Source organism: Nostoc sp. (assembly GCF_036917675.1).
In the GTDB taxonomy this organism is placed as follows: Bacteria; Cyanobacteriota; Cyanobacteriia; order Cyanobacteriales; family Nostocaceae; genus Nostoc.
Genome location: NZ_JBALCT010000044.1, coordinates 1 through 19536, shown reverse-complemented (window position 1 = coordinate 19536; position 19536 = coordinate 1). Strand labels below are relative to the sequence as shown.

The window sequence follows — 19536 nt, the reverse complement described above, 5'->3', positions numbered from 1 at the left end:
GATAACCAATGCCCAATTCCCCATTTCCCACATTTATGTCTAATGAGATTACGATTCAGGTAAATGGGGAAACCCATAGCTGCTTATTTCAAAGTTCTTTACCCGATTTGCTCCAACAGTTGGGTTTTAACCCCCGCTTGGTGGCTGTGGAGTATAATGGCGAAATTTTACACCGCCAGTTTTGGCCGCAAACAAAAGTGCAACCAGGCGATCGCTTAGAAGTGGTAACTATTGTTGGTGGTGGTTAGTTGATCTGAGCCAGCAAGCCCAAATCCTTAAGGCTGCGTCGTGTAATCTCGATGCGGGCGGGTGCATCCTCTGCTTTATCCATATCAAGGGTTGTTGCGAAAAAGTAGACGTTTTTGTTTTGCTCTAAATAACCCACAAACCAACCAACGTTTGGTTTGCTAGTCGTTAACCATCCCGTTTTTCCCCGCAGTGTGTAGTCTGGAGTTTGTTCGCGTACCATAATGTCTTTGACAAGATTTATTGTCCGTTGGGAGAAAGGTAAATCGCCTTGATACAACCTGTGCAAAAACTTAATTTGCTCTTGGGGTGTAATTTGCAATAGCTGCTGTTGTAGCCAAAAACGATCAATGTCTGCGGCAGTGCCAATTTGACGGTTCCCGTAACCTACTTTATTAATAAATTGCTGCATCCGTTCATATCCAGCCCTACGTGCTAGTACTTGATAGAACCAAACAGTTGAATCTTTAAAGGCTTGACGCAAATTTGTATCATGATTCCAGGCATCAATTTCTCGGTGAATTCCATCCCAAGTAAGAACCGCCACATCATCAGGAACTACACCTATTTCTATAGCTACCAGGGCGTTAAAAATTTTGAATGTCGAAGCTGGAGCGATGGCAGTTGCATTACGTTGAGGATTGTGTTCATAGATGCGGTTATTTTTTGAGTCGTAAATCAAAATTGAGCCTTCACGCCCGAATTCTTGAAAGTGTCGCCCGAAATTTGGCGTTTTAACAGCAGGACGTTCAGATGAGGTTGAAGCCGGTTGAGCCACGACATACATTGTCCCAAAGGTAATCACACTCAATACAGCCAGACATCCAATGATTGTAAAGACAAAAGATTGCATTCGGCGATTTGCGTAACGCCGAAGGAATTGCTCTATGCGAAACCAGATATTTTTCATTGCACATTTAATCGCATCACAAGCGAGATTTTACACTGCAATCTTGCTTATTTACAGCTATTTGTTAGAACAATGAGATACACGCTAGGATAGCACAGTTGTGCTACCCTATTGGATATGCATTTATTTTACAAAACAGCGTTTCACCCCTCTGATTTGTAAAGCGATCGATGAAGGGTTCTACGCTTGGCTAATTCTTTACCTTTGCGGCCAAGCTGCTCACGTAGTTGCTGATCTTTGCACAATCGATTGAAAGCTTGGAAAACTTCATAACCAGAATTGGGATTAACTAGTATGCCATTTTCCTCGTGCTGAACTGTGTCTAGAACACCGCCTAAGCGAGAGGTAATTACAGGTTTACCGAAGTAACTTGCTTCTAAATAAACCATACCAAAACCTTCTATATTATTAGGTTTAGTATCTGATAAAGTCAGCATAGCAAATATATCGCAAGCTGCATAATAACCTGCTAATTCACGCTCTGGCACATATCCGGCAAAGTGTACGCGCTTATCTACCCGCAAACGATGCGCCAGAGATTTCAGTTCCGATTCACTTGATCCTTGGCCGCAGACTATATAGTGGACATCGACCCCAAAAGTCATCAATAGTGGGATATTATCAATAACTAAGTCGAAACCTTTATGTTTTACTAGCCTTCCTACCGAGAGAATAACTATTGCTGTTTCGGGAATGTTGTACATCTGACGCACGCGAACACGTAAATCATCAAGGCTACTGGGACTTGCTACATTATTACCAAATTTTTCTGGTCTAATTACTGGGTTAATGACGTGGGTAGGAGTATCTAATCGGAAAGCAGTTCTGAGATAGTCTTGTGTATAAGAACTGTTACAAACAATACCTTCGGCTCTATGAAGTGTTAATTTAAAGAGCGATCGCAGCACGGGATTGTGTAAAGTAGAAAGAAGATCATTGCCGTGCAGATAGATAAAAAAGCGAATCGGTAAGAAATAGCTCAATAGCAACAGTGAAGGGAAGTCATAGCCGTGACCCCACTCTATATAACGGTAGTGATAGCGAAAATAGAGTTTGATTGCTAGCACAAATGAGCAGACGATATTGACCCAAGGTTTCAGGATACTTCCTATGCAACCACTACGCCAGAATCTAGGATAATACCAGCGATACACGGGAAACTGTTGACCTTCGTCAAATACTTTATCTCCTAAGCAACTAGCCGCTAGCACAATAACTCGTTCTGGATCTTGGAGACAGCGATCGTAGATATATTCCCCAATTACAGCTTCTTTCGGCAGGAAGATTCGGGATATGACTAGGATATCCGGGTATGCAGCTTTGTCTGTGATTTCGGCTGTTAGTTGAGAAATATGTTCCATAATCAAGTTGATGACTACATTTCAAATAATTGTTAATTTATTTACAATTAGGATTACTTTCAAAGCCATATTTATTATTTTATTTCTTTTAAAACGAATCTGGTAGACAAATTTGAAGGCTATTTTTGAAGATTCGCCACGAAGATTGTTTTTTTATTGTGTTGTGTTAATTTTATTTTTTCTGCAAATTTCTCACTACTTGAGAATTTCTGTGCATGATAAACAATAAAAGCTAGCACTTGTAGCCAAATTGCTCAGTGAACAACTCTTGGGAAAATTACGAAATTTAGCTACGTTTAATAGAATATCCTGAATCCTGTGGACTATTGTGCCAAAATGCCAAAAGATTGGATAAGTATTTAATAGCTATCTGGTGTCTGACTAGTATTAATGATAGGCATTATGGACACTTGCTAGCCTGTTAAGTATACGTAAATATAAAGGCACTAGATGTAGTAAATGCTGTTGATAATTTAAAAATATCCTCCCACCTTAGGGACTGACAAATAAAAAAATACTCAACTACTTCTTGTGGGGTGGGCGACACGAGCGCCCGTAGAGAAGGGCGGACAAGATAAGATGTCCACCCCACAAGATTGGATAATTTATTTCTTGGAAGTCCCTTATGACAAAACAAGTCGGATGAAATATTAAAAAAATTAGTCAAAATAATCACTAAAAATTAAAATCATCTGTATAATTCAAAACTGTAGTCTGAAAGTGCTAGTCCTAAGACGTAGCAACAATTGCTCGTAGGCGTAGCCCGTCGTAGATATCGCAAATTTGTGTGATGATGAACATATCTTAAGGTACGGTTCCCCAGTCGAGAAATCCCCCCTGCGATCGCTGCCTACCCAACATCAGACGCGGTAAATTGAATATGTAGCCTTTAAAAGTAAATGCTACGTGAATGCTACAAACTCGCTTGCTGCTTACGGGTTGGCGTTAGCGACATACCGCAACACTCCTAAGAGCATGGGGAGAAATCATAAAAAATTCTGTTTTTCAAGCGACTGTATGTATTATGCGTAAAAAACTACAACAAACCATCAAACCTCTGTTAAAAACCTTCTTAGCCCTAGTGCTGGTGTTAGCTTTGGCTCTTGGCCACGCCGATGGAGCATTAGCAGCCCGCAGTGGGGGTAGGATCGGTGGTGGCTCCTTTAGAGCGCCTTCCAGTCGCACTTATGCACCGCGCACCTATGCACCTCCTGGTGGGGGCGGATACTATCCTGGTGGTGGCTTTGGTGGTGGCTTTGGTGGTGGCTTTGGCTTTCCCTTCCTAATTCCCTTGTGGGGTATTGGAGGAGGATTTGGTGGTATATTTACCATCTTAATTTTCTTGGCGATCGCTAATTTCTTATTGCAAACTTTCCGCCGCGTCTCTAGTGGTGAAACGGGTGAAGCAGATTACAGCAGCAACTCTCCTGTTTCGGTAACTCGTTTGCAAGTAGGTTTGTTAGCTCAAGCTCGTGAATTGCAAAATGAACTCAACCACATTGCTGAAACTGCTGATACTAACACCCCAGAGGGCAGAGCAGAAGTTCTACAAGAAGCCAGCCTAGCTTTACTCCGCCATCCCGAATACTTTGTATATGCAGGTGGTGGCACTCAACAAGCAAGTTTAAATTCAGCTGAAAGTCAATTTAATCGGCTGTCACTGGCAGAACGCAGCAAGTTTAGCGAAGAAACTCTGTCTAATGTCAACAACCAGCTAAAAGCAGCCCTTGCCAAAGATGCTTTGCCCCCGGCTGGTGAACTCGACAACCCCACCCGCTTATTTACCGAAGGACCTGGTGAATACATTATCGTCACTTTGCTGGCGGCGACATTAGGTAAGTTTGAAATCCCCACAGCGATTAACAGTGCTGATGATTTGCGTCAAGCTTTGCGGCAAATTGGTAGTCTTCCTAGCGAAAAGCTGCTGGCAATTGAAGTTCTTTGGACTCCGCAAGCTGAAAATGATACCCTGACATCTGATGATGTCTTGGCAAATTATCCTGATTTGAGACTTGTTTAATCTCTCAAAAATTTTTCGCTTTAGGTTGCACTTTGAGGGCAACCACTAGAAAACCGCTTGTCATTCACAAGCGGTTTTTTGGATGATAGCGAAACCCCAGAAGCGATCGCAGACGGGCTATAATAAGTTTTAAATTCTAGGACAAATGCCGAATGACGCGGCAGGGATTGCCAGCAGCGACAACATTCTCAGCTATATCTTTAACAACTACACTGCCAGCACCAATGGTTGTGTTATCACCAATAGTTACACCTGGACAAATAATTGCACTGCCACCAATCCAGACATTATTACCAATGTTAATTGGGGCAGCTAATTCTCTACCAGAAAGACGGATTTTCGGCTCTGTGGGGTGATAAGCAGTATAAATTTGCACATAAGGAGCGCACAAGACATTTTCACCAATGTGAACTGTATTGCAGTCTAGAATCACGCAGCCATAGTTCATATACAATTTGTCGCCAGCGAAAATATTACTGCCATAGTCGCAGTGAAAGGGTGGCACAATTAATGCTTTGTTACCTATATTTCCAAATAATTCTTGTAAAATTTCCTGCCGTTGCTCTTGCTGTTCTTCTGTTGTCAAATTGTACCTTCTTAACAGACGACTAGCTCGTTTATTTTCGGCAGCCAATTCTGGATCTTCCGCCAGATATAATTCGCCTGCGAGCATTTTCTGTTTTTCGGTTTTTTCCATGACAGACTTATGGAGCTTCTCAGTTATGTGTGATACACCTTATTAGCGGCTAGAGTAGCATATTCCATCCTTAATTAAATATGGCATAAGTACCTTTTCCCTGCCGTTTAGCTCTGTACATCGCAATATCAGCATCTTGCAGCAAAGTTGCAGCCTCCTCATAATTTCTAAAATTCCAAGTAATACCAATGCTGGCTGTAGCAGATAATTCATGTCCATTGATCTGAAGTGGTAATCGCAAGGAGTCTTGAACACGTTTGGCAAAATTGGTGGCGTCGGTAATGTCTTTAATATCCTCCAAAAGAACAGTAAACTCATCACCACCAAATCGTGCTACAGTATCGGCACTGCGTAAACACGACTCTAAACGTCTAGCGATCGCTACTAAAAAATCATCCCCAATTCCATGCCCAAAGCGATCGTTAATCTCCTTGAAGCCATCTAAATCCAAAAATAAAACTGCAAAATAATAATCGCTTCTGCGTCTGCTACGTTCAATTGCTTGTGTGAGCCGTTCTAAAAATAAAACACGATTCGGTAATGCTGTCAACCCATCATAAAACGCATTGTGAATCAGTTCCCCTTCTGTCTGCTTGCGTTTGGTGATATCTTGAAAAACTAAAACCGAGCCAGTAATATTGCCATTTTGATCACGGATGGGTGCAACATTATCCCCAATCGCTACTTCATTGCCATCTTTAGTAATCAGTGTAGAGTTTTCTGGTAAATTTAAAACCTCACCTGTTTCGATTACATGTATGGCTAAATTTTTAATTGTTTCTCCTCCATCTTTGTCAACTAAGTTAACGACTTCTACTAAATCTTTACCGAACGCTTCACTTTGCTTCCAACCAGTGATTAGTTCTGCTATGGGATTCATCATTTGAATACAACCATTTGCATAAGTCACAATCACTGCACACCCCATACTGTTAATAATTGCCCTTAGCCTGTATTTTTCATCGTGTAATATCTTTTTGCTCTGGTAGTTGTACAGAGCCATTTCAATCGCAAAATGTAAATCACTTTCAAGAAATGGTTTGACTACGTAACAAAAAGGCTCACTTAGATGATTTTTATGTAATATTTTATATTCCGAACCCTCTGTTAGATATACTACAGGCACATTTAAATGACTCTCAATCATATCCGCTACGTGTAAACCGTCAATTTCCCCAGCTAGGCAGATATTAATTAATACTAAATGTGGATGAGCTTTTGCTACTTTTTTTATTGCATCTTCACTACACTTAGTTATTTCTGAAACAGAATACCCTAGTTTTTGTAAACTTTTTTTAATATTTGAGGCTGGGATTTTTTCATCCTCAACAACTAGGATTTTGCAGATCGACATATTAAAATAACCTGCTTGCTAAGGTTCCGATTTTTCTTGTGAGTGTTAACTCGATAGAAAATTCATTCTCTTATCATAAACAATCTCTAACTACCTATGTTCTTGCTTCACATAAATACCAGCGTAAACACACAGTATTTATGAAATCTTTGCTAGATAAGGATCTTGATCCAAAAAAACACCGCTCAAACCATTATTATTAAAGGATTATTAGACTTTAGATGCGTTTGCCTGCTATAAATCTTGAACTAAGGATCAAATAACATCATATTATTAACTCCGACAATTTTTGTGCTTTTCAAAGCTAATTTTGATCAGTTAATGCAGTTAATATCATGTAATTAAGATCAAATATAAGATCAAACCTCACCCTCAATGCCTCTGGGATACTTTGGAGAGGGAAGCCGGAGGCAGGGTGAGGTTTTATATTTAATTTGACCGACTTACTTACTCAGAACTATTCATCGCTTCTGGTTAATACTTAATCACAAATCCTGTGATCTGAAAATATGCAAGTTCAATGCTCATCAGCAGATCACGGGATTTTTTAGTCCTTTTGTACTTTAGAGATTGGACTTAGTTTTAGTCAGTTCAATGCTAATTTTGCCACTAAAGTCTGGAATAGGTGCGGCAGGTTTGCTCAGAATCACTTGGACTTGTGTTACACGATCGCATTCTTGGAGAATAGAATCTGCGATCGTTGCTACCAACTTCTCCACCAAAGCAAACTTAGACGTTTTGACCAGATGTTGTATCAAGCTAATGACGCTGCGATAATCTAAAGTGTCTTCGATCGCGTCAGTCTTGGCCGCTGTGGAGATATCCAACCATAATTTTACATCCACCTCAAACCATTGTCCTAGCACCTGTTCTTCTGGTAGATACCCAGTGTAGCCATAGCCGCGAATTCCCGTTAAATGAATGCAGTCCATAAAAGTTTGAGAGCAAATTGGGCATTTTGTAGAAAGTGGAGCAAGTTTGCTTGGAGATTTTCTTTCCCAGATGGATTTTAAATTGAATTTCCCTAGACAAAATCTAAAATTTAAGATTGTTTTATAACTATGTTTGATTTAATGCCGATCGCCTTTAAAAATGTTAATCAACTTTGGGCTTATATTTTAACAGAGACGCTAAAGCGGTTGGGATTGACTTGTGCGATCATTTGTCCTGGATCACGCTCTACACCCTTAACAGTAGCCTTTGCTCAACAAGTACCTGAGATTGAAGCGATTTCCATTCTGGATGAACGTTCCGCCGCCTTTTTTGCCTTGGGACAAGCTCAAGCAACCGGACGCCCTGTGGTACTAGTTTGCACCTCTGGTACAGCAGGAGCAAATTTTTATTCAGCAGTCATCGAAGCCTCATATAGTCGCGTACCACTGTTGGTATTAACCACCGATAGGCCGCCAGAATTACGAGATTGTCACTCTGGGCAAACTATAGATCAATTGAGATTATATGGAAACTACCCAAATTGGCAAACGGAGTTAGCTTTACCCTCCGCCGACATGGGAATGCTAGCTTATCTGAGACAAATGGTAATTCATAGCTGGGAAAGGGCGCAAACTCCTACAAAGGGACCGGTACATTTGAATATTCCCTTTCGCGATCCTTTAGCACCTCTTCCTGATGGAACTGACTTGAGTTATTTACAGTCCCAGTTTCAACCAGAAGACTTTTTTGCAGGAATAACAAGCACTACCCAATTCCCCATTCCCCATTCCCCATTCCCCATGCCCAAAGAATGGAAAGAATGCGATCGCGGCATTATTATCGCAGGTGTTGCCCAACCACAGAAACCAGAGGAATATTGTAGAGCGATCGGGCAACTTTCCCAAACTCTCAAATGGCCAGTGCTGGCAGAGGGACTCTCCCCAGTGAGAAATTATGCCGAACTCAACCCTTATTTGATTTCTACTTATGACCTGATTTTGCGAAATCAGCAACTAGCAAAGCAGTTAGCGCCCAAAATGGTGATTCAGGTAGGAGAAATGCCCACGAGTAAAGAACTGCGTACCTGGATAGATGCAACGCAACCGCGACGCTGGGTAATTGATCCCAGTGACCAAAACCTCGACCCTTTGCACGGAAGGACGACGCATTTACGGATATCTGTAGAAGACATAAAGGCAGAGGAGATAAATTTATCTTTCTCCTCAGACTATGGAGAAAAATGGTGTGATGCGGAAGCTAAGGTGAGGTTAATTGTTGATCAGACGATGGGGAAAATAGATGAAATCATTGAGAGTAAAGCGGCTTGGTTAATTTCTCAGATTTTACCGCCAGGAACGCCTCTGTTTATTGCCAATAGTATGCCTGTGCGGGATGTGGAATATTTCTGGAAACCGAATAATTTCGGAGTGCGATCGCATTTTAACCGGGGTGCAAATGGTATAGATGGCACATTATCCACAGCTTTAGGAATGGCCCATCGCCAGCAAAGTAGTGTCATGTTAACAGGAGATTTAGCGCTGTTGCATGACACCAATGGTTTTTTAATTAGAAATAAGTTTGTCGGACATCTCACAATTGTGTTAATCAACAACAATGGCGGTGGGATTTTTGAAATGTTACCCATTGCCAAATTTGACCCACCATTTGAAGAGTTTTTTGGCACTCCCCAGCATATTGATTTTGCTCAGTTGTGTGCTACTTATAATGTGCAGCATGAATTGATTACTTCTTGGCAGCAGTTGCAGCAAAAATTAAACCCGCTACCAGCTACAGGAATTCGGGTTTTAGAGTTGCAGACAAATCGCAAAGCAGATGCCAAGTGGCGACAGGATAATTTACGGAAGTTTGCCGCAGATATTGTAATTTAACTCTCCTGTTAGATATTACTAAATAGCGAGATGCAAGGTATTAATTTGGCGAAATGTTTATGGTGTCAAAATTAAATCGAAATAGTTGTCGCCAATCTCTACGCGACAGCTTAACACCCTGGACAGGGTTAAAATTCCCCAAAAAAACACGACCTAGCGCGTGGAGATGGTGAAGAGGGCGAAGAGGAGGATAAAGAAAAACATCAACAGCGCTATGAAGGCATATTGGAATTATTGAGCGATCGCAAAATTCTTTTTTTTACTGTTGCAGTAGTTCTGTTTCACTTTGCCAATGCTGCTATGTTACCGCTAGTTGGTCAAGAATTGGCGCAGGGTAAAGGGACAAGTGACACAGTTTATATGTCTGTTTGGATCATTGTGGCTCAGTTAGTGATGATTCCGGTGTCCAACTTGGCTGGGCGTTTCGCAAATGCAGCCCGAAAACCCATATTTCTGCTTGGCTTTGCCGTCTTACCTATTCGAGGAGTGCTGTATACGCTTTCAGACAATCCCTATTTTCTCGTTTCTGTGCAAATTCTGGATGGTATTAGAGCCGGGATTTTTGGTGTGCTTTCAGTGTTGATGGTAGCTGATTTGACTAAAGGCACAGGGCGCTTTAATGTTACCCAAGGGATGCTCAACACTGCCATTGGTGTTGGTGCGGGTTTAAGCAATGTAAAAGCTTGGGTTTGTGGTTAAAAGTGCTGGTTACAATGTTGGTTTTTTGATTTTAGCAGCGATGCTTGGGGCGGGCTATGCCTACGCAGTTGTGGCTTTAGGAGTTTTTTGGTTCTGTGTACCTGAAACAAAAACAGGAGTTAATAGAAATGCATCACCTCAAAAGAATCTAGCGAAATCATGATTGTCTTCAGATACATCATCATTGGGCTGACTTATATAGGTTTAGGTTTAGGATATCTACCTGGTTTGCGGACGAACCGAGCCAGTATTGCTTTAGTTGGTGCATCTTTGCTGATGGCATTCGGGGTATTAGACCTCAAAGAAGCATGGCTTGCTATAGACTATAAAACGCTGATTTTCCTGTTTAGCATGATGATAATCAGCACAAACTTAGCTTATGCTGGTTTTTTCCAACTAACCCTTGATACAGTTACACACTTTACCCGCAGCCCTTTAGGTTTGCTGATTATTTTAACTTTTGGCAGTGGAATTCTCTCCGCTTTTTTTCTGAATGATACCATCGCTCTAATTCTGACTCCTTTGGTTCTCGGCTTAACCCAAACTTTGAACCTCAATCCTATTCCTTACTTACTTGCCTTAGCCGGAGCAACTAATCTAGGTTCAGTGGCTACCTTAAGTGGTAATCCGCAAAATATCCTAATTGGTTCCTTCTCTGGTATCAGCTATCTCGATTTTGCTAAAGCATTGACTCCCATCGCATTAGTAAGTTTGTTGATTCAAATTGGGTTACTGTGGTGGCTTTATCCTGATGTCCGTTCTACTAAGTCTTGTCCGACTGGAACCCCCGTGCATTACCGCATATTTAAACCGTTACTTACTAAAAGCCTATTGATAACCGCAGGACTATTAATTGCATTCTTAATTGGAATACCCCCAGCCCAAGCAACATTCGTAGCTGCTGGTTTAATGTTTATTACTAGGCGAATCAAACCGCAGCGAGTTTTAAATAAAGTAGATTGGGATTTACTGGTGATGTTTTCTGGACTATTTATTGTGACTGCCGGAGTCGAAAAATTAGGAATATTAAATTTATTTAGCGGTTTAGTTCATACTCCCCTGAGCATCTTAGGAGTTACTGCTCTCCTTTCAAATTTAGTTTCCAATGTTCCAGCAGTATTGCTATTACAACATTTACTTCCCCATCCAGACACCAAAACCTGGTTACTATTAGCAGCAGGTTCTACTTTGGCAGGTAATCTAACTTTGTTAGGTTCAGTTGCTAATTTAATTGTTGCTGAGGCTGTTGCAAAACTTGGTTATCAGTTATCATTCTGGGAACATTTACGTTTTGGTCTACCGCTAACTGTCCTAACTCTCATCCTGGCTTATTACTGGATTTAGTCATTGGTCATTTGTTTCAAGAGACTCTTCTGCTCCTCACATCTTGCACTTTGCCCGAACGACTGGAAGTCGCTGCTACACAAACGAAGTCCGCCTGCGTGGACTAAGGGCATACACCCGCAACGGACCACCTAACCCCGACGATCTAGACGAACTGCTCACCCGCCGGAGGAAGTCGAAATTCTTCCTGGCTCATCCCCGCACCATTGCCGCTTTCGGTCGGGAGTGCAACCGCCTCGGCATCTATCCAGAAAGCATCGACCTGGACGGCAGTATGGTGGTCACTTGGCGGAGCGTACCCATTTTTCCCTGCAACAAAATCCCGATCAGCGATACCCAGACTAGCTCCATCCTTGTACTCCGCACTGGTGAGGAAAACCAGGGCGTTATCGGCTTACATCAAACTGGTATCCCCGATGAACACCAACCCAGTTTGTCCGTCCGATTCATGGGTATAAGCGAAAAGGCTATCATCTCCTACCTCGTCACCGCCTACTACTCCGCAGCTGTCCTCGTCCCTGACGCACTCGGCATCCTCGAAGATGTCGAAATCGGTGGCTGAGGGAAGGGAAGGGTAAGTGAAAAACGATTTTACAAGCAACTGATTGCAAAAGCAGATGCACGATTTGACTCTCATCTTGATGAACTGAAAGAAAAAGGAGAATAAACCTATGGCAACAAAACTGAGTGATGTAATGGCACAAATCCCACCAGCATGTCGAGCAAAAATTGAAGCTCGCGCTCAAGAGCTTATTGCTGAAAACATGACGCTTCAAGATATGAGAAAAGCAAATAAATTAACTCAGGAATCTATGGCAGAACTATTAGGAATTCGCCAAGATAGCGTCTCTAGGCTGGAAAAACGTACAGACCTTCTTCTTTCTACATTGCGTAGTTACGTAAAAGCTATGGGAGGAGAGCTAAAACTTGTGGCAGAATTTCCTGATAGGCCACCTGTGATTATTTCTGCTCTAGGAGAATTAGATGATCAAGCATCTGAGATAGAAGTAGAATGAGCGATCGCACTCTTTCTTCCACCGCTTCCTGATATACCCGCGTTTCTTGCAGTTTTTCATTCATCAAAGCTTTGTAGCTATGAGAATTTTACCGGGGTGCGATCGCCATTAATCATCGCCTTTGATTTATATTTACTTATCCCTCCTCTGCTTAGGGGTTGTAGTAGTAGTAACCTCCAACTCATCGTACTTCTTGACTTTGTAGATGAAAGTCGAGAGTAACCAACTTAATATAAAGATGCCAATGATCAAGTAGCCAATTGTGCCGAAATTATCACTTAGGTTACTAATAAAATCCCAAAAGGAACCTTTCAGTTCTAACTGATCACCAATGATGCTCAGAGCTTCAATCCCTCCGATGATTACAGCGACTAGTACAGAAACAAAGGTGATAGTCATGTTGTAGTAAAGCTTGCGGATTGGTTTTACGTAAGCCCAGCCATAAGCACCAAGCATTAAAATGCCGTCAGTAGTGTCAACTAGGGACATACCTGCTGTAAACAAAGCTGGAAACAATAAGATTGACCAAATCGGCAGACCTTTAGCTGCCTGACTTGCAGAGATCCCAAGCAGTCCTACCTCAGTCGCGGTGTCGAAGCCTAAACCAAAAAGAAACCCCAAAGGGTACATTTTCCAGCTACTATCTATCAGCCGAAACAAGGGACGGAAGAAGCGACCTAACAGCCCACGTTGGTTCAAAAATTCATCTAAGGACTGATCATCGTAGGTTCCTCCCCGCTTTACGCTTTGGAAGGTTTTATACACATCCCAGAGAACCACCATATTAATCGCTGCAATTACCAGTAGGAAAAGTGCAGAAACACTAGTGCCAATTAACCCACCAACCTTTTGAAAACTAGGAAAGTCCCTTTGGATAGTCGAGGCGGTCAAAGCGATCGCAACAGAGGCTAAAACCACAATGGTGGAATGACCCAGTGAGAAAAAGAACCCAACAGCAACAGGTCGTTTATTCTCCTGCATCAATTTACGCGTAACATTGTCAATCGCCGCAATATGATCGGCATCCACAGCATGACGTAGACCAAAGCTATAAGCTAATACGGCAGTCCCAAGCAGAAGGGGATAGCTGTGGAATGCAATCAGTGCAACTACCCAAACCAAAATATTCACGCTAATCAGGAATGCATAAATATTGATAACTTTACGTCTAACGTTTCTGGAACTATCGTTGAAAACACGCGAAAAACCTGATAGCATGCATTTCCTCTTTAAAGACAGATTTTTGTTTGGGGAAAAGGAATAGGACTGTATTAGCAGCGAAAACTGAGCCTAACTATCTCGTTTAGACTCGTAAAGATTATTTAAGTAACTTTTCAATAGAAACCTATTGGGATAAAAGCTGCAATCCTCTAGGGAGGCGTTTCAAGGTTTCTTATGTCGTTACAAATAAGCAAGGCTTAAAATTTTTCCCACAAGCTGATTGTAAAGAAGTGTAAAGGTAAGTCACTACTATAGCACAACGTAAATCTACTTACCATCTCAATTAACCAGACAATTGATTAAGCCCCTTATTGAAGGTAGGTAAACTTTCGGCACAGTGTAAGTAGGTAGGCGTAATTAAATATAAGATCAAACCTCACCCTCAATCCCTCTCCGTGAGTTCGGAGAGGGAAGCCGGAGGCAGGGGTGAGGTTTTATATTTAATTTGACCCACTTATACTGTGCGATCGCGTCATTGATAGTTATAGCTAGTTTGGTGTTTAAATGGCTTATAAAGCCTCAATTTATTATTATTTCATAGTAGGAAAAATTTACAGTTTGATGAGCTTGTTAAAGAATTCTGTAACAGAATATTAAGTCACAGATCGCATCAAAATAAATTCATATAAACTGTAATTAAACAGGCGAAAAAAAATTCGCTTGTTCCATATTTAAGAACCCATCGCACTTATAAAACAATGACCACAACCTTACAACGGCGCTCTGACGCTAACGTATGGGATCGCTTCTGCGAGTGGATCACCAGCACCGACAACCGTATATATATCGGTTGGTTTGGCGTTCTGATGATTCCTACCCTGCTAGCTGCGACCACCTGCTTTGTAATTGCCTTCATCGCTGCTCCTCCTGTAGACATCGATGGCATCCGTGAACCAGTTGCAGGTTCTTTGATCTACGGAAACAACATCATCTCTGGTGCAGTTGTTCCTTCTTCAAACGCCATCGGCTTGCACTTGTACCCAATCTGGGAAGCTGCTTCTTTAGATGAGTGGTTGTACAACGGTGGTCCTTACCAGTTGGTAGTTTTCCACTTCTTAATCGGTTGCGCTGCCTATCTGGGTCGTCAGTGGGAACTTTCTTACCGCTTGGGTATGCGTCCTTGGATCTGCGTAGCTTACAGCGCACCTTTGGCTTCCGCTACCGCAGTATTCTTGATCTACCCCATCGGTCAAGGTTCTTTCTCTGATGGTATGCCTTTGGGTATCTCTGGAACTTTCAATTTTATGATTGTGTTCCAAGCAGAACATAACATCTTGATGCACCCCTTCCACATGTTAGGTGTGGCTGGTGTGTTTGGCGGTTCCTTGTTCTCTGCAATGCACGGTTCTCTAGTAACTTCTTCGTTGGTGCGTGAAACCACCGAAACCGAATCACTAAACTACGGTTATAAGTTCGGTCAAGAAGAAGAAACCTATAACATCGTTGCAGCCCACGGCTACTTCGGTCGTTTGATCTTCCAATACGCTTCTTTCAACAACAGCCGTTCACTGCACTTCTTACTCGCAGCGTGGCCTGTCGTCGGTATCTGGTTCACCGCTTTGGGTATCAGCACGATGGCATTCAACCTGAACGGTTTCAACTTCAACCAATCAATCATTGACTCCCAAGGTCGTGTCATCAGCACCTGGGCAGACGTAATTAACCGCGCTAACTTGGGTATGGAAGTAATGCACGAGCGCAATGCTCACAACTTCCCTCTAGACTTAGCTGCTGGTGAAGTTTATCCTGTAGCAATGACTGCTCCTGCTATCAACGGTTAATATTTAAGTATTAGCTAAATAAAAAGCGCCCTCTAGAAATGGGGGGCGCTTTTTTGTTGGAACTATATTTAAAAGTCAGATTGATGATTTTTTATGTCTTTATCTAGCAAGGATTTCAGGCAGATAATTCTGTGCATCTTCATACAGAATTGGTATAACTCCTAACTGATGATTGCTTGTGCTTGCTGACTCCATTGTTGTACTAACTCAATTGCTGGACACAAATCTCGTCGCTGCATTGTTGCTACCTGCAAGCGCATAATTTGTTGGTGCAATCTGTGAGTGGGAGTTTGAGCTAACTGTGCTACAGAAACAATACCCGCATGGAGCAATAAACCACAATATTGTGTCCCGACACTGGGAATACGTGCCAAGTCAGCCAAAGCTATCCATTTATTTACATACTGAAGATGAATCTGTAGTTTATTAGCTAACGCTACTTTTTCCTCTAGAGTCTTGCCTTGTTTGATTAGCTGTACTGTGCTAATAATCCCACAATTTTGCAGTTGAGATTGTTCCTCTTGGCTCAGTCCAGGCAATTGCTCAATTGGCCAGTCACGAGATTGGATAGGACTTCTACTATTTGTGTGTTTAGCAGACATTTTTTAAATTAAAATAGAGGTTTGTTTAAATATTGTGATAGTCGCTTCTTCCCAAAAGTACGCTCTTGCAATTTAGTATTTGTATTGCCGTGTTATTTTAACTAAACCTCTTGCAATGGCATTGTATCAACTAACAATGGCATTATGTCGGCTTGCAAAAATTAAGTAGAGTCGATGGCTAGTATTTTCCACCGCACTTCTCTAAAGTAGGACTTACGCAAAACTACACGCTAGTAGGGACAATTCATGAATTGTCCCTACTCACCTTGCATAACAGTTACCGCTTGTCCGACGAGAAAAACGCGATCGCCTCGCATAGCTGACGTTAAAATAGGTGTAAAATATCTCAACTTTTGCTAGTCTACAGTGGATTGCAGGAAGCTCATGACCCCAATTCCGAAAAGCGCAGCCCAGTTGTATGAAACGGATTTTGTAGCATGGACAGAAAAGACTGTGCAACTTATTCGTGCTGGACAATTTGCACAAGTAGACTGGGATGCTGTAATTGAGGAGATTGAAAGCTTGGGACGGTCAGATCGACGGGAGTTGAAAAGCCGCTTAGAAGTATTATTGCAGCATTTGCTCAAGTGGCATTATCATTCTAGTTTGCGGAGTGGCTCTTGCCGAAATACGATTGATGAGCAACGCAACCGAATTGCAGATTTGCTGCAAGAGAGTCCCAGCCTCAAGTCATATCCAGAAGAAGTTTTAGCCCAATGCTACGATCGCGGATTGAGAGCTGCTAGTAATGAAACTGGACTACCAATAGATCCGTTTCCAGTGGAATGTCCTTATTCCATTTCCCAAGTTTTTGATGCTGAGTTTTTGCCGGATGCGATTGATTTGTAATATAGGTTTATGCGGTAATTAACTCACCTCGCATCACAGTTACGGCTTGTCCGCCCAGAAAGACGCGATCGCCTCCTGTATAACGTACTTTTACCACCCCACCGCGACTTGATGCTTGATAAGCCAAAAACTGATCTTTGTGCAAGCGATCGCGCCAGAACGCAGCAAGGCAACAATGGGCAGCCCCAGTCACGGGGTCTTCATTAATACCTAGTCCTGGTGCAAAGAAGCGAGAGATGAAATCATAATTTGGGTCAGACTGCGTAATGCTGGTGACTATAACATCAGAAACAGGTAACGTTTTTAGGAGTTGAAAATTTGGCTGCATTTGCCGCACCAAGTCTTCCGATTCCAATTCCACTAAATAACCTAGTGAATTTTGCAAGACAGATTTGTATGGTACACCCAAAGCAGCATTAAGTTCTGGAGGAGCGATCGTTGCTTGTGAGTGATTTACAGGAAAATCTAACTCAATCCACTCACCTTGCAACTTAGCAATCAGCACTCCACTTTTGGTGTAAAAACGCGCAACTTCATTAGCTGACAGATGCCTTTCTGACCAAAGTACATGGGCGCTAGCTAAAGTTGCATGACCACAAAGCGGCACTTCCACCGTGGGCGTAAACCAACGCAGATTAAAGCCATCATCCTGTCTAACTAGAAAAGCCGTCTCAGATAAATTCATCTCCTGCGCCACATTCTGCATCCAGCGTTCGTCTTGAGGAGTAGGCAAAACACACACAGCAGCAGGATTACCTGCAAAAGGTGTATTGGTAAAAGCATCAACCTGAATAATGGTTTGTCCCATTAGAGTCACCTTGAAAGTTATATCATGTCCGCTTGATTACTTATTAAACTTCAAGAACCCCACCCCGCCAAAGCTACGCTTTGTCTCCCCTCCCCGCAAGCGAGGAGGGGATTAAGGGCAGGGGAGGGGTGCAATGACTGTGGGAATCATAACTAATTACCCGGACATGATATTAGACAGCAATATAGCGTTTCGTAATGACATGAAGTAAATCATAGCCCCCTCCTCGCTTGCGGGGAGGGGGTTGGGGGTGGGGTTCTTGTACCTCACTCAAGTGAGAACCGCTATTATATTTATCAAAACAGAATAAAGGCGTCATAGCGATCGCCTAGACTTGACAATCTAGATAATCACTACGTCATCCTACCTTATGACCTTTTCCAAGCCTTGATGAAGGCAATCACTGAATGTCCACAAGCATTCATCATTACTCCATCGATCACACCAATGATCGGAGGACCTATCAAAGGTATCATTGTTGATATGTTGACTAAAGTTTTCTCGCCTGCTTTGGAAATTAGCTTAATTCCTAAAGCTTTATTTATCTCAGCAAATGTTTTACCAGGGATAGACATCAAAGCTTTCACTTTAGCTAGTTAACCTAGACTATAAAGCTTGCTAACCTAGACTATAAAGCTTGCTAACCTAGACTATAAAGCTTGCTAAAGTGTGAATCAGTGGTCATTGGCTACACGATTTCTTCAATTCCTTGAACAGCAATCTACAACCGTAGGCGGCTGTTTGGGAGATAACCAAATTACCAAATCCCTTTTTGACTTGGTTTTGTTTCACCCCAGGGGCGATATCCTCCGCGGCCATCGAGGACGCTAAACTTAACTGCATGGTTTGGAGTGTGAGGTTAAGGGTTGCCTCCAACTGTGGTTGTAGATCCTTTGACACCATCGGAATTAGATTTTGGATTAGCGATCGCTGAAATTCTTTGAGGGCTTGTTGCTGAAGTCGAGCGACGGCTTTTTTCTTCCATAGCTCTGGATTGTCCTGGAATTGGGCTTTTCTGGAGTCATAGAAGTTACCTAATTTCTCGCCAATTTCGTTTTTTGGTCGGGCGTGGGCTGGGGCAATCATGTCAAAAATCCACAAGTACAATTGACTTCGACATAACCCCGAACCGGCTCCGGTGTTCATCGTTTCTTTGTCACCACTGGAATTTTCATCTTTGGCCATACCCAGCCGCCGCTTAAACCGACCCAAAGACTCAAACTTGGTAATGGGGTAAATTTGGCTAATGAACAATGCTTGGGGTCTAGCACCAATACCAAACTTTTGAAAAACTTGGGTGTAAGCGGCAAACTGCGGTTGCTCCAACATCAACAGAATTTCCGTGTTAATTTCATTCTCCCAGTCTTGTAAATCACACAGTAGGTTAGATAAGTGACGGGTAAAAGCAGAAATTTCAACCCCGTATGTTTTGGCAATTGAGCGGTTGTAAAGTCGCTCATAGTAATTGTTATTCTTGGTTAGGTTACGTTCGCGGGCTGCCAACCAAGCCCAGAGGGGTAACATCCCATCAGCTTTACTAGGTTGACTTCGCGATAGCGCAGCTTCGGGGAATTCTCTAGCTAACTGTTGACGGCACCGATTAATGATCGGGGACTTGATGCGGTTGACCGACTGCAATTGCAGCCAAGATTGACGCATTTGGGCAATCACCCCAGGCTGAAACTGAAGAAAAAATTCATTATCTTCCCAATGGGCAATCGCGTAAGCTGCAAGTGCCAGGGCATCGGCTTGGTCATTTTTATCGGGCAATTTATTTTGCTTGCGATAATGAACTGCCTCTTGATG

17 protein-coding genes and 2 pseudogenes are annotated in these 19536 nt (G+C 42.3%); 10 read left to right on the top strand and 9 right to left on the bottom strand.

What is annotated here, in order from left to right; all coding sequences use genetic code 11:
- Positions 1-35 precede the first annotated feature (35 nt).
- Complete coding sequence (gene thiS / locus V7K31_RS14140) at positions 36-248, top strand: sulfur carrier protein ThiS (protein ID WP_335095186.1); 213 nt, start codon at positions 36-38, stop codon at positions 246-248.
- Here thiS and blaOXA read toward each other — a convergent pair.
- Together blaOXA and V7K31_RS14130 are read right to left on the bottom strand one after the other, a co-directional pair.
- Positions 245-1099, bottom strand: a complete 855-nt coding sequence (gene blaOXA, locus V7K31_RS14135) for a class D beta-lactamase (protein WP_335095185.1) — start codon at positions 1097-1099, stop codon at positions 245-247. The genes thiS and blaOXA overlap by 4 nt on opposite strands.
- A gap of 200 nt (positions 1100-1299) precedes the next feature.
- Complete coding sequence (locus V7K31_RS14130; RefSeq protein ID WP_335094952.1) at positions 1300-2517, bottom strand: glycosyltransferase family 4 protein; 1218 nt, start codon at positions 2515-2517, stop codon at positions 1300-1302.
- A 1024-nt stretch (positions 2518-3541) separates the two neighbouring features.
- On the opposite strand from V7K31_RS14130, the gene V7K31_RS14125 reads away from it, so the two are divergent.
- Entirely contained in the window at positions 3542-4537 is a 996-nt protein-coding gene (locus tag V7K31_RS14125) for a DUF1517 domain-containing protein (protein WP_335094951.1), read from the top strand.
- 136 nt (positions 4538-4673) lie between these two features.
- On the opposite strand, the gene V7K31_RS14120 is transcribed toward V7K31_RS14125, so the two are convergent.
- The 3 genes from V7K31_RS14120 to folB form a co-directional block, all read right to left on the bottom strand.
- The gene (locus V7K31_RS14120) at positions 4674-5234 is read right to left on the bottom strand and encodes a sugar O-acetyltransferase (protein WP_335094950.1); all 561 of its coding nucleotides are present in this window, start codon (positions 5232-5234) and stop codon (positions 4674-4676) included.
- Positions 5235-5304: 70 nt separating this feature from the next.
- Complete coding sequence (locus V7K31_RS14115; protein WP_335094949.1) at positions 5305-6588, bottom strand: diguanylate cyclase domain-containing protein; 1284 nt, start codon at positions 6586-6588, stop codon at positions 5305-5307.
- A 563-nt stretch (positions 6589-7151) separates the two neighbouring features.
- Positions 7152-7520 (bottom strand): dihydroneopterin aldolase, encoded by a 369-nt coding sequence (gene folB, locus V7K31_RS14110; protein WP_335094948.1) that lies wholly within the window; start codon positions 7518-7520, stop codon positions 7152-7154.
- Between the two features lie 129 nt (positions 7521-7649).
- Between folB and menD the strand changes: the two genes are divergently transcribed.
- From menD to V7K31_RS14080, 6 genes and pseudogenes are all read left to right on the top strand, one after another.
- On the top strand, positions 7650-9410 hold the full coding sequence (menD, locus tag V7K31_RS14105) for a 2-succinyl-5-enolpyruvyl-6-hydroxy-3-cyclohexene-1-carboxylic-acid synthase (protein ID WP_335094947.1): 1761 nt from the start codon (positions 7650-7652) through the stop codon (positions 9408-9410).
- A gap of 195 nt (positions 9411-9605) precedes the next feature.
- A pseudogene (locus V7K31_RS14100) lies at positions 9606-10109 on the top strand (MFS transporter); the annotation flags it as partial.
- On the top strand, positions 10102-10272 hold the full coding sequence (locus V7K31_RS14095) for a hypothetical protein (RefSeq protein ID WP_335094945.1): 171 nt from the start codon (positions 10102-10104) through the stop codon (positions 10270-10272). The pseudogene V7K31_RS14100 and the gene V7K31_RS14095, both read left to right, overlap by 8 nt.
- Positions 10269-11453, top strand: coding sequence for an anion transporter (locus V7K31_RS14090; RefSeq protein WP_335094944.1), 1185 nt, complete (start codon positions 10269-10271; stop codon positions 11451-11453). Before V7K31_RS14095 ends, V7K31_RS14090 begins: the two co-directional genes overlap by 4 nt.
- Positions 11454-11559: 106 nt before the next feature.
- Positions 11560-12015, top strand: a pseudogene (locus tag V7K31_RS14085) (Crp/Fnr family transcriptional regulator); the annotation flags it as partial.
- Positions 12016-12124: 109 nt separating this feature from the next.
- A complete protein-coding gene (locus V7K31_RS14080; RefSeq protein ID WP_335094943.1) occupies positions 12125-12469 on the top strand; it encodes an XRE family transcriptional regulator in 345 nt (114 codons plus the stop codon).
- Between the two features lie 132 nt (positions 12470-12601).
- On the opposite strand, the gene V7K31_RS14075 is transcribed toward V7K31_RS14080, so the two are convergent.
- Positions 12602-13687: a HoxN/HupN/NixA family nickel/cobalt transporter gene (locus V7K31_RS14075; protein WP_335094942.1), complete on the bottom strand. Its 1086-nt coding sequence runs from the start codon at positions 13685-13687 to the stop codon at positions 12602-12604.
- Between the two features lie 701 nt (positions 13688-14388).
- Here V7K31_RS14075 and psbA point away from each other — a divergent pair.
- Positions 14389-15471 carry a photosystem II q(b) protein gene (gene psbA, locus V7K31_RS14070; protein ID WP_335094941.1) on the top strand — a complete coding sequence of 361 codons (1083 nt, stop codon included), beginning with the start codon at positions 14389-14391 and terminating at the stop codon, positions 15469-15471.
- 161 nt (positions 15472-15632) lie between these two features.
- On the opposite strand, the gene V7K31_RS14065 is transcribed toward psbA, so the two are convergent.
- On the bottom strand, positions 15633-16073 hold the full coding sequence (locus V7K31_RS14065) for a DUF4332 domain-containing protein (protein WP_335094940.1): 441 nt from the start codon (positions 16071-16073) through the stop codon (positions 15633-15635).
- Positions 16074-16457: 384 nt separating this feature from the next.
- Between V7K31_RS14065 and V7K31_RS14060 the strand changes: the two genes are divergently transcribed.
- The gene (locus V7K31_RS14060) at positions 16458-16922 is read left to right on the top strand and encodes a DUF29 domain-containing protein (protein WP_335094939.1); all 465 of its coding nucleotides are present in this window, start codon (positions 16458-16460) and stop codon (positions 16920-16922) included.
- A gap of 7 nt (positions 16923-16929) precedes the next feature.
- Here the strand turns inward: V7K31_RS14060 and V7K31_RS14055 are convergent, their stop codons facing one another.
- Both V7K31_RS14055 and V7K31_RS14050 read right to left on the bottom strand, forming a co-directional pair.
- Positions 16930-17730: a PhzF family phenazine biosynthesis protein gene (locus tag V7K31_RS14055; RefSeq protein ID WP_335094938.1), complete on the bottom strand. Its 801-nt coding sequence runs from the start codon at positions 17728-17730 to the stop codon at positions 16930-16932.
- A 681-nt stretch (positions 17731-18411) separates the two neighbouring features.
- On the bottom strand, positions 18412-19536 hold a 1125-nt coding region (locus tag V7K31_RS14050; protein ID WP_335094937.1), incomplete at its 5' end, for an IS110 family transposase.

Bases quoted from the DNA above. Each gene is read 5' to 3' on its own strand.
- V7K31_RS14065 (WP_335094940.1), bottom strand. From the start codon at position 16,073: ATGTCTGCTAAACACACAAATAGTAGAAGTCCTATCCAATCTCGTGAC.
- menD (WP_335094947.1), top strand. From the start codon at position 7,650: ATGTTTGATTTAATGCCGATCGCCTTTAAAAATGTTAATCAACTTTGG.
- psbA (WP_335094941.1), top strand. From the start codon at position 14,389: ATGACCACAACCTTACAACGGCGCTCTGACGCTAACGTATGGGATCGC.
- V7K31_RS14055 (WP_335094938.1), bottom strand. From the start codon at position 17,730: ATGGGACAAACCATTATTCAGGTTGATGCTTTTACCAATACACCTTTT.
- blaOXA (WP_335095185.1), bottom strand. From the start codon at position 1,099: ATGCAATCTTTTGTCTTTACAATCATTGGATGTCTGGCTGTATTGAGT.
- V7K31_RS14115 (WP_335094949.1), bottom strand. From the start codon at position 6,588: ATGTCGATCTGCAAAATCCTAGTTGTTGAGGATGAAAAAATCCCAGCC.
- V7K31_RS14075 (WP_335094942.1), bottom strand. From the start codon at position 13,687: ATGCTATCAGGTTTTTCGCGTGTTTTCAACGATAGTTCCAGAAACGTT.
- V7K31_RS14130 (WP_335094952.1), bottom strand. From the start codon at position 2,517: ATGGAACATATTTCTCAACTAACAGCCGAAATCACAGACAAAGCTGCA.
- V7K31_RS14120 (WP_335094950.1), bottom strand. From the start codon at position 5,234: ATGGAAAAAACCGAAAAACAGAAAATGCTCGCAGGCGAATTATATCTG.
- V7K31_RS14060 (WP_335094939.1), top strand. From the start codon at position 16,458: ATGACCCCAATTCCGAAAAGCGCAGCCCAGTTGTATGAAACGGATTTT.
- thiS (WP_335095186.1), top strand. From the start codon at position 36: ATGTCTAATGAGATTACGATTCAGGTAAATGGGGAAACCCATAGCTGC.
- V7K31_RS14080 (WP_335094943.1), top strand. From the start codon at position 12,125: ATGGCAACAAAACTGAGTGATGTAATGGCACAAATCCCACCAGCATGT.
- folB (WP_335094948.1), bottom strand. From the start codon at position 7,520: ATGGACTGCATTCATTTAACGGGAATTCGCGGCTATGGCTACACTGGG.
- V7K31_RS14125 (WP_335094951.1), top strand. From the start codon at position 3,542: ATGCGTAAAAAACTACAACAAACCATCAAACCTCTGTTAAAAACCTTC.
- V7K31_RS14090 (WP_335094944.1), top strand. From the start codon at position 10,269: ATGATTGTCTTCAGATACATCATCATTGGGCTGACTTATATAGGTTTA.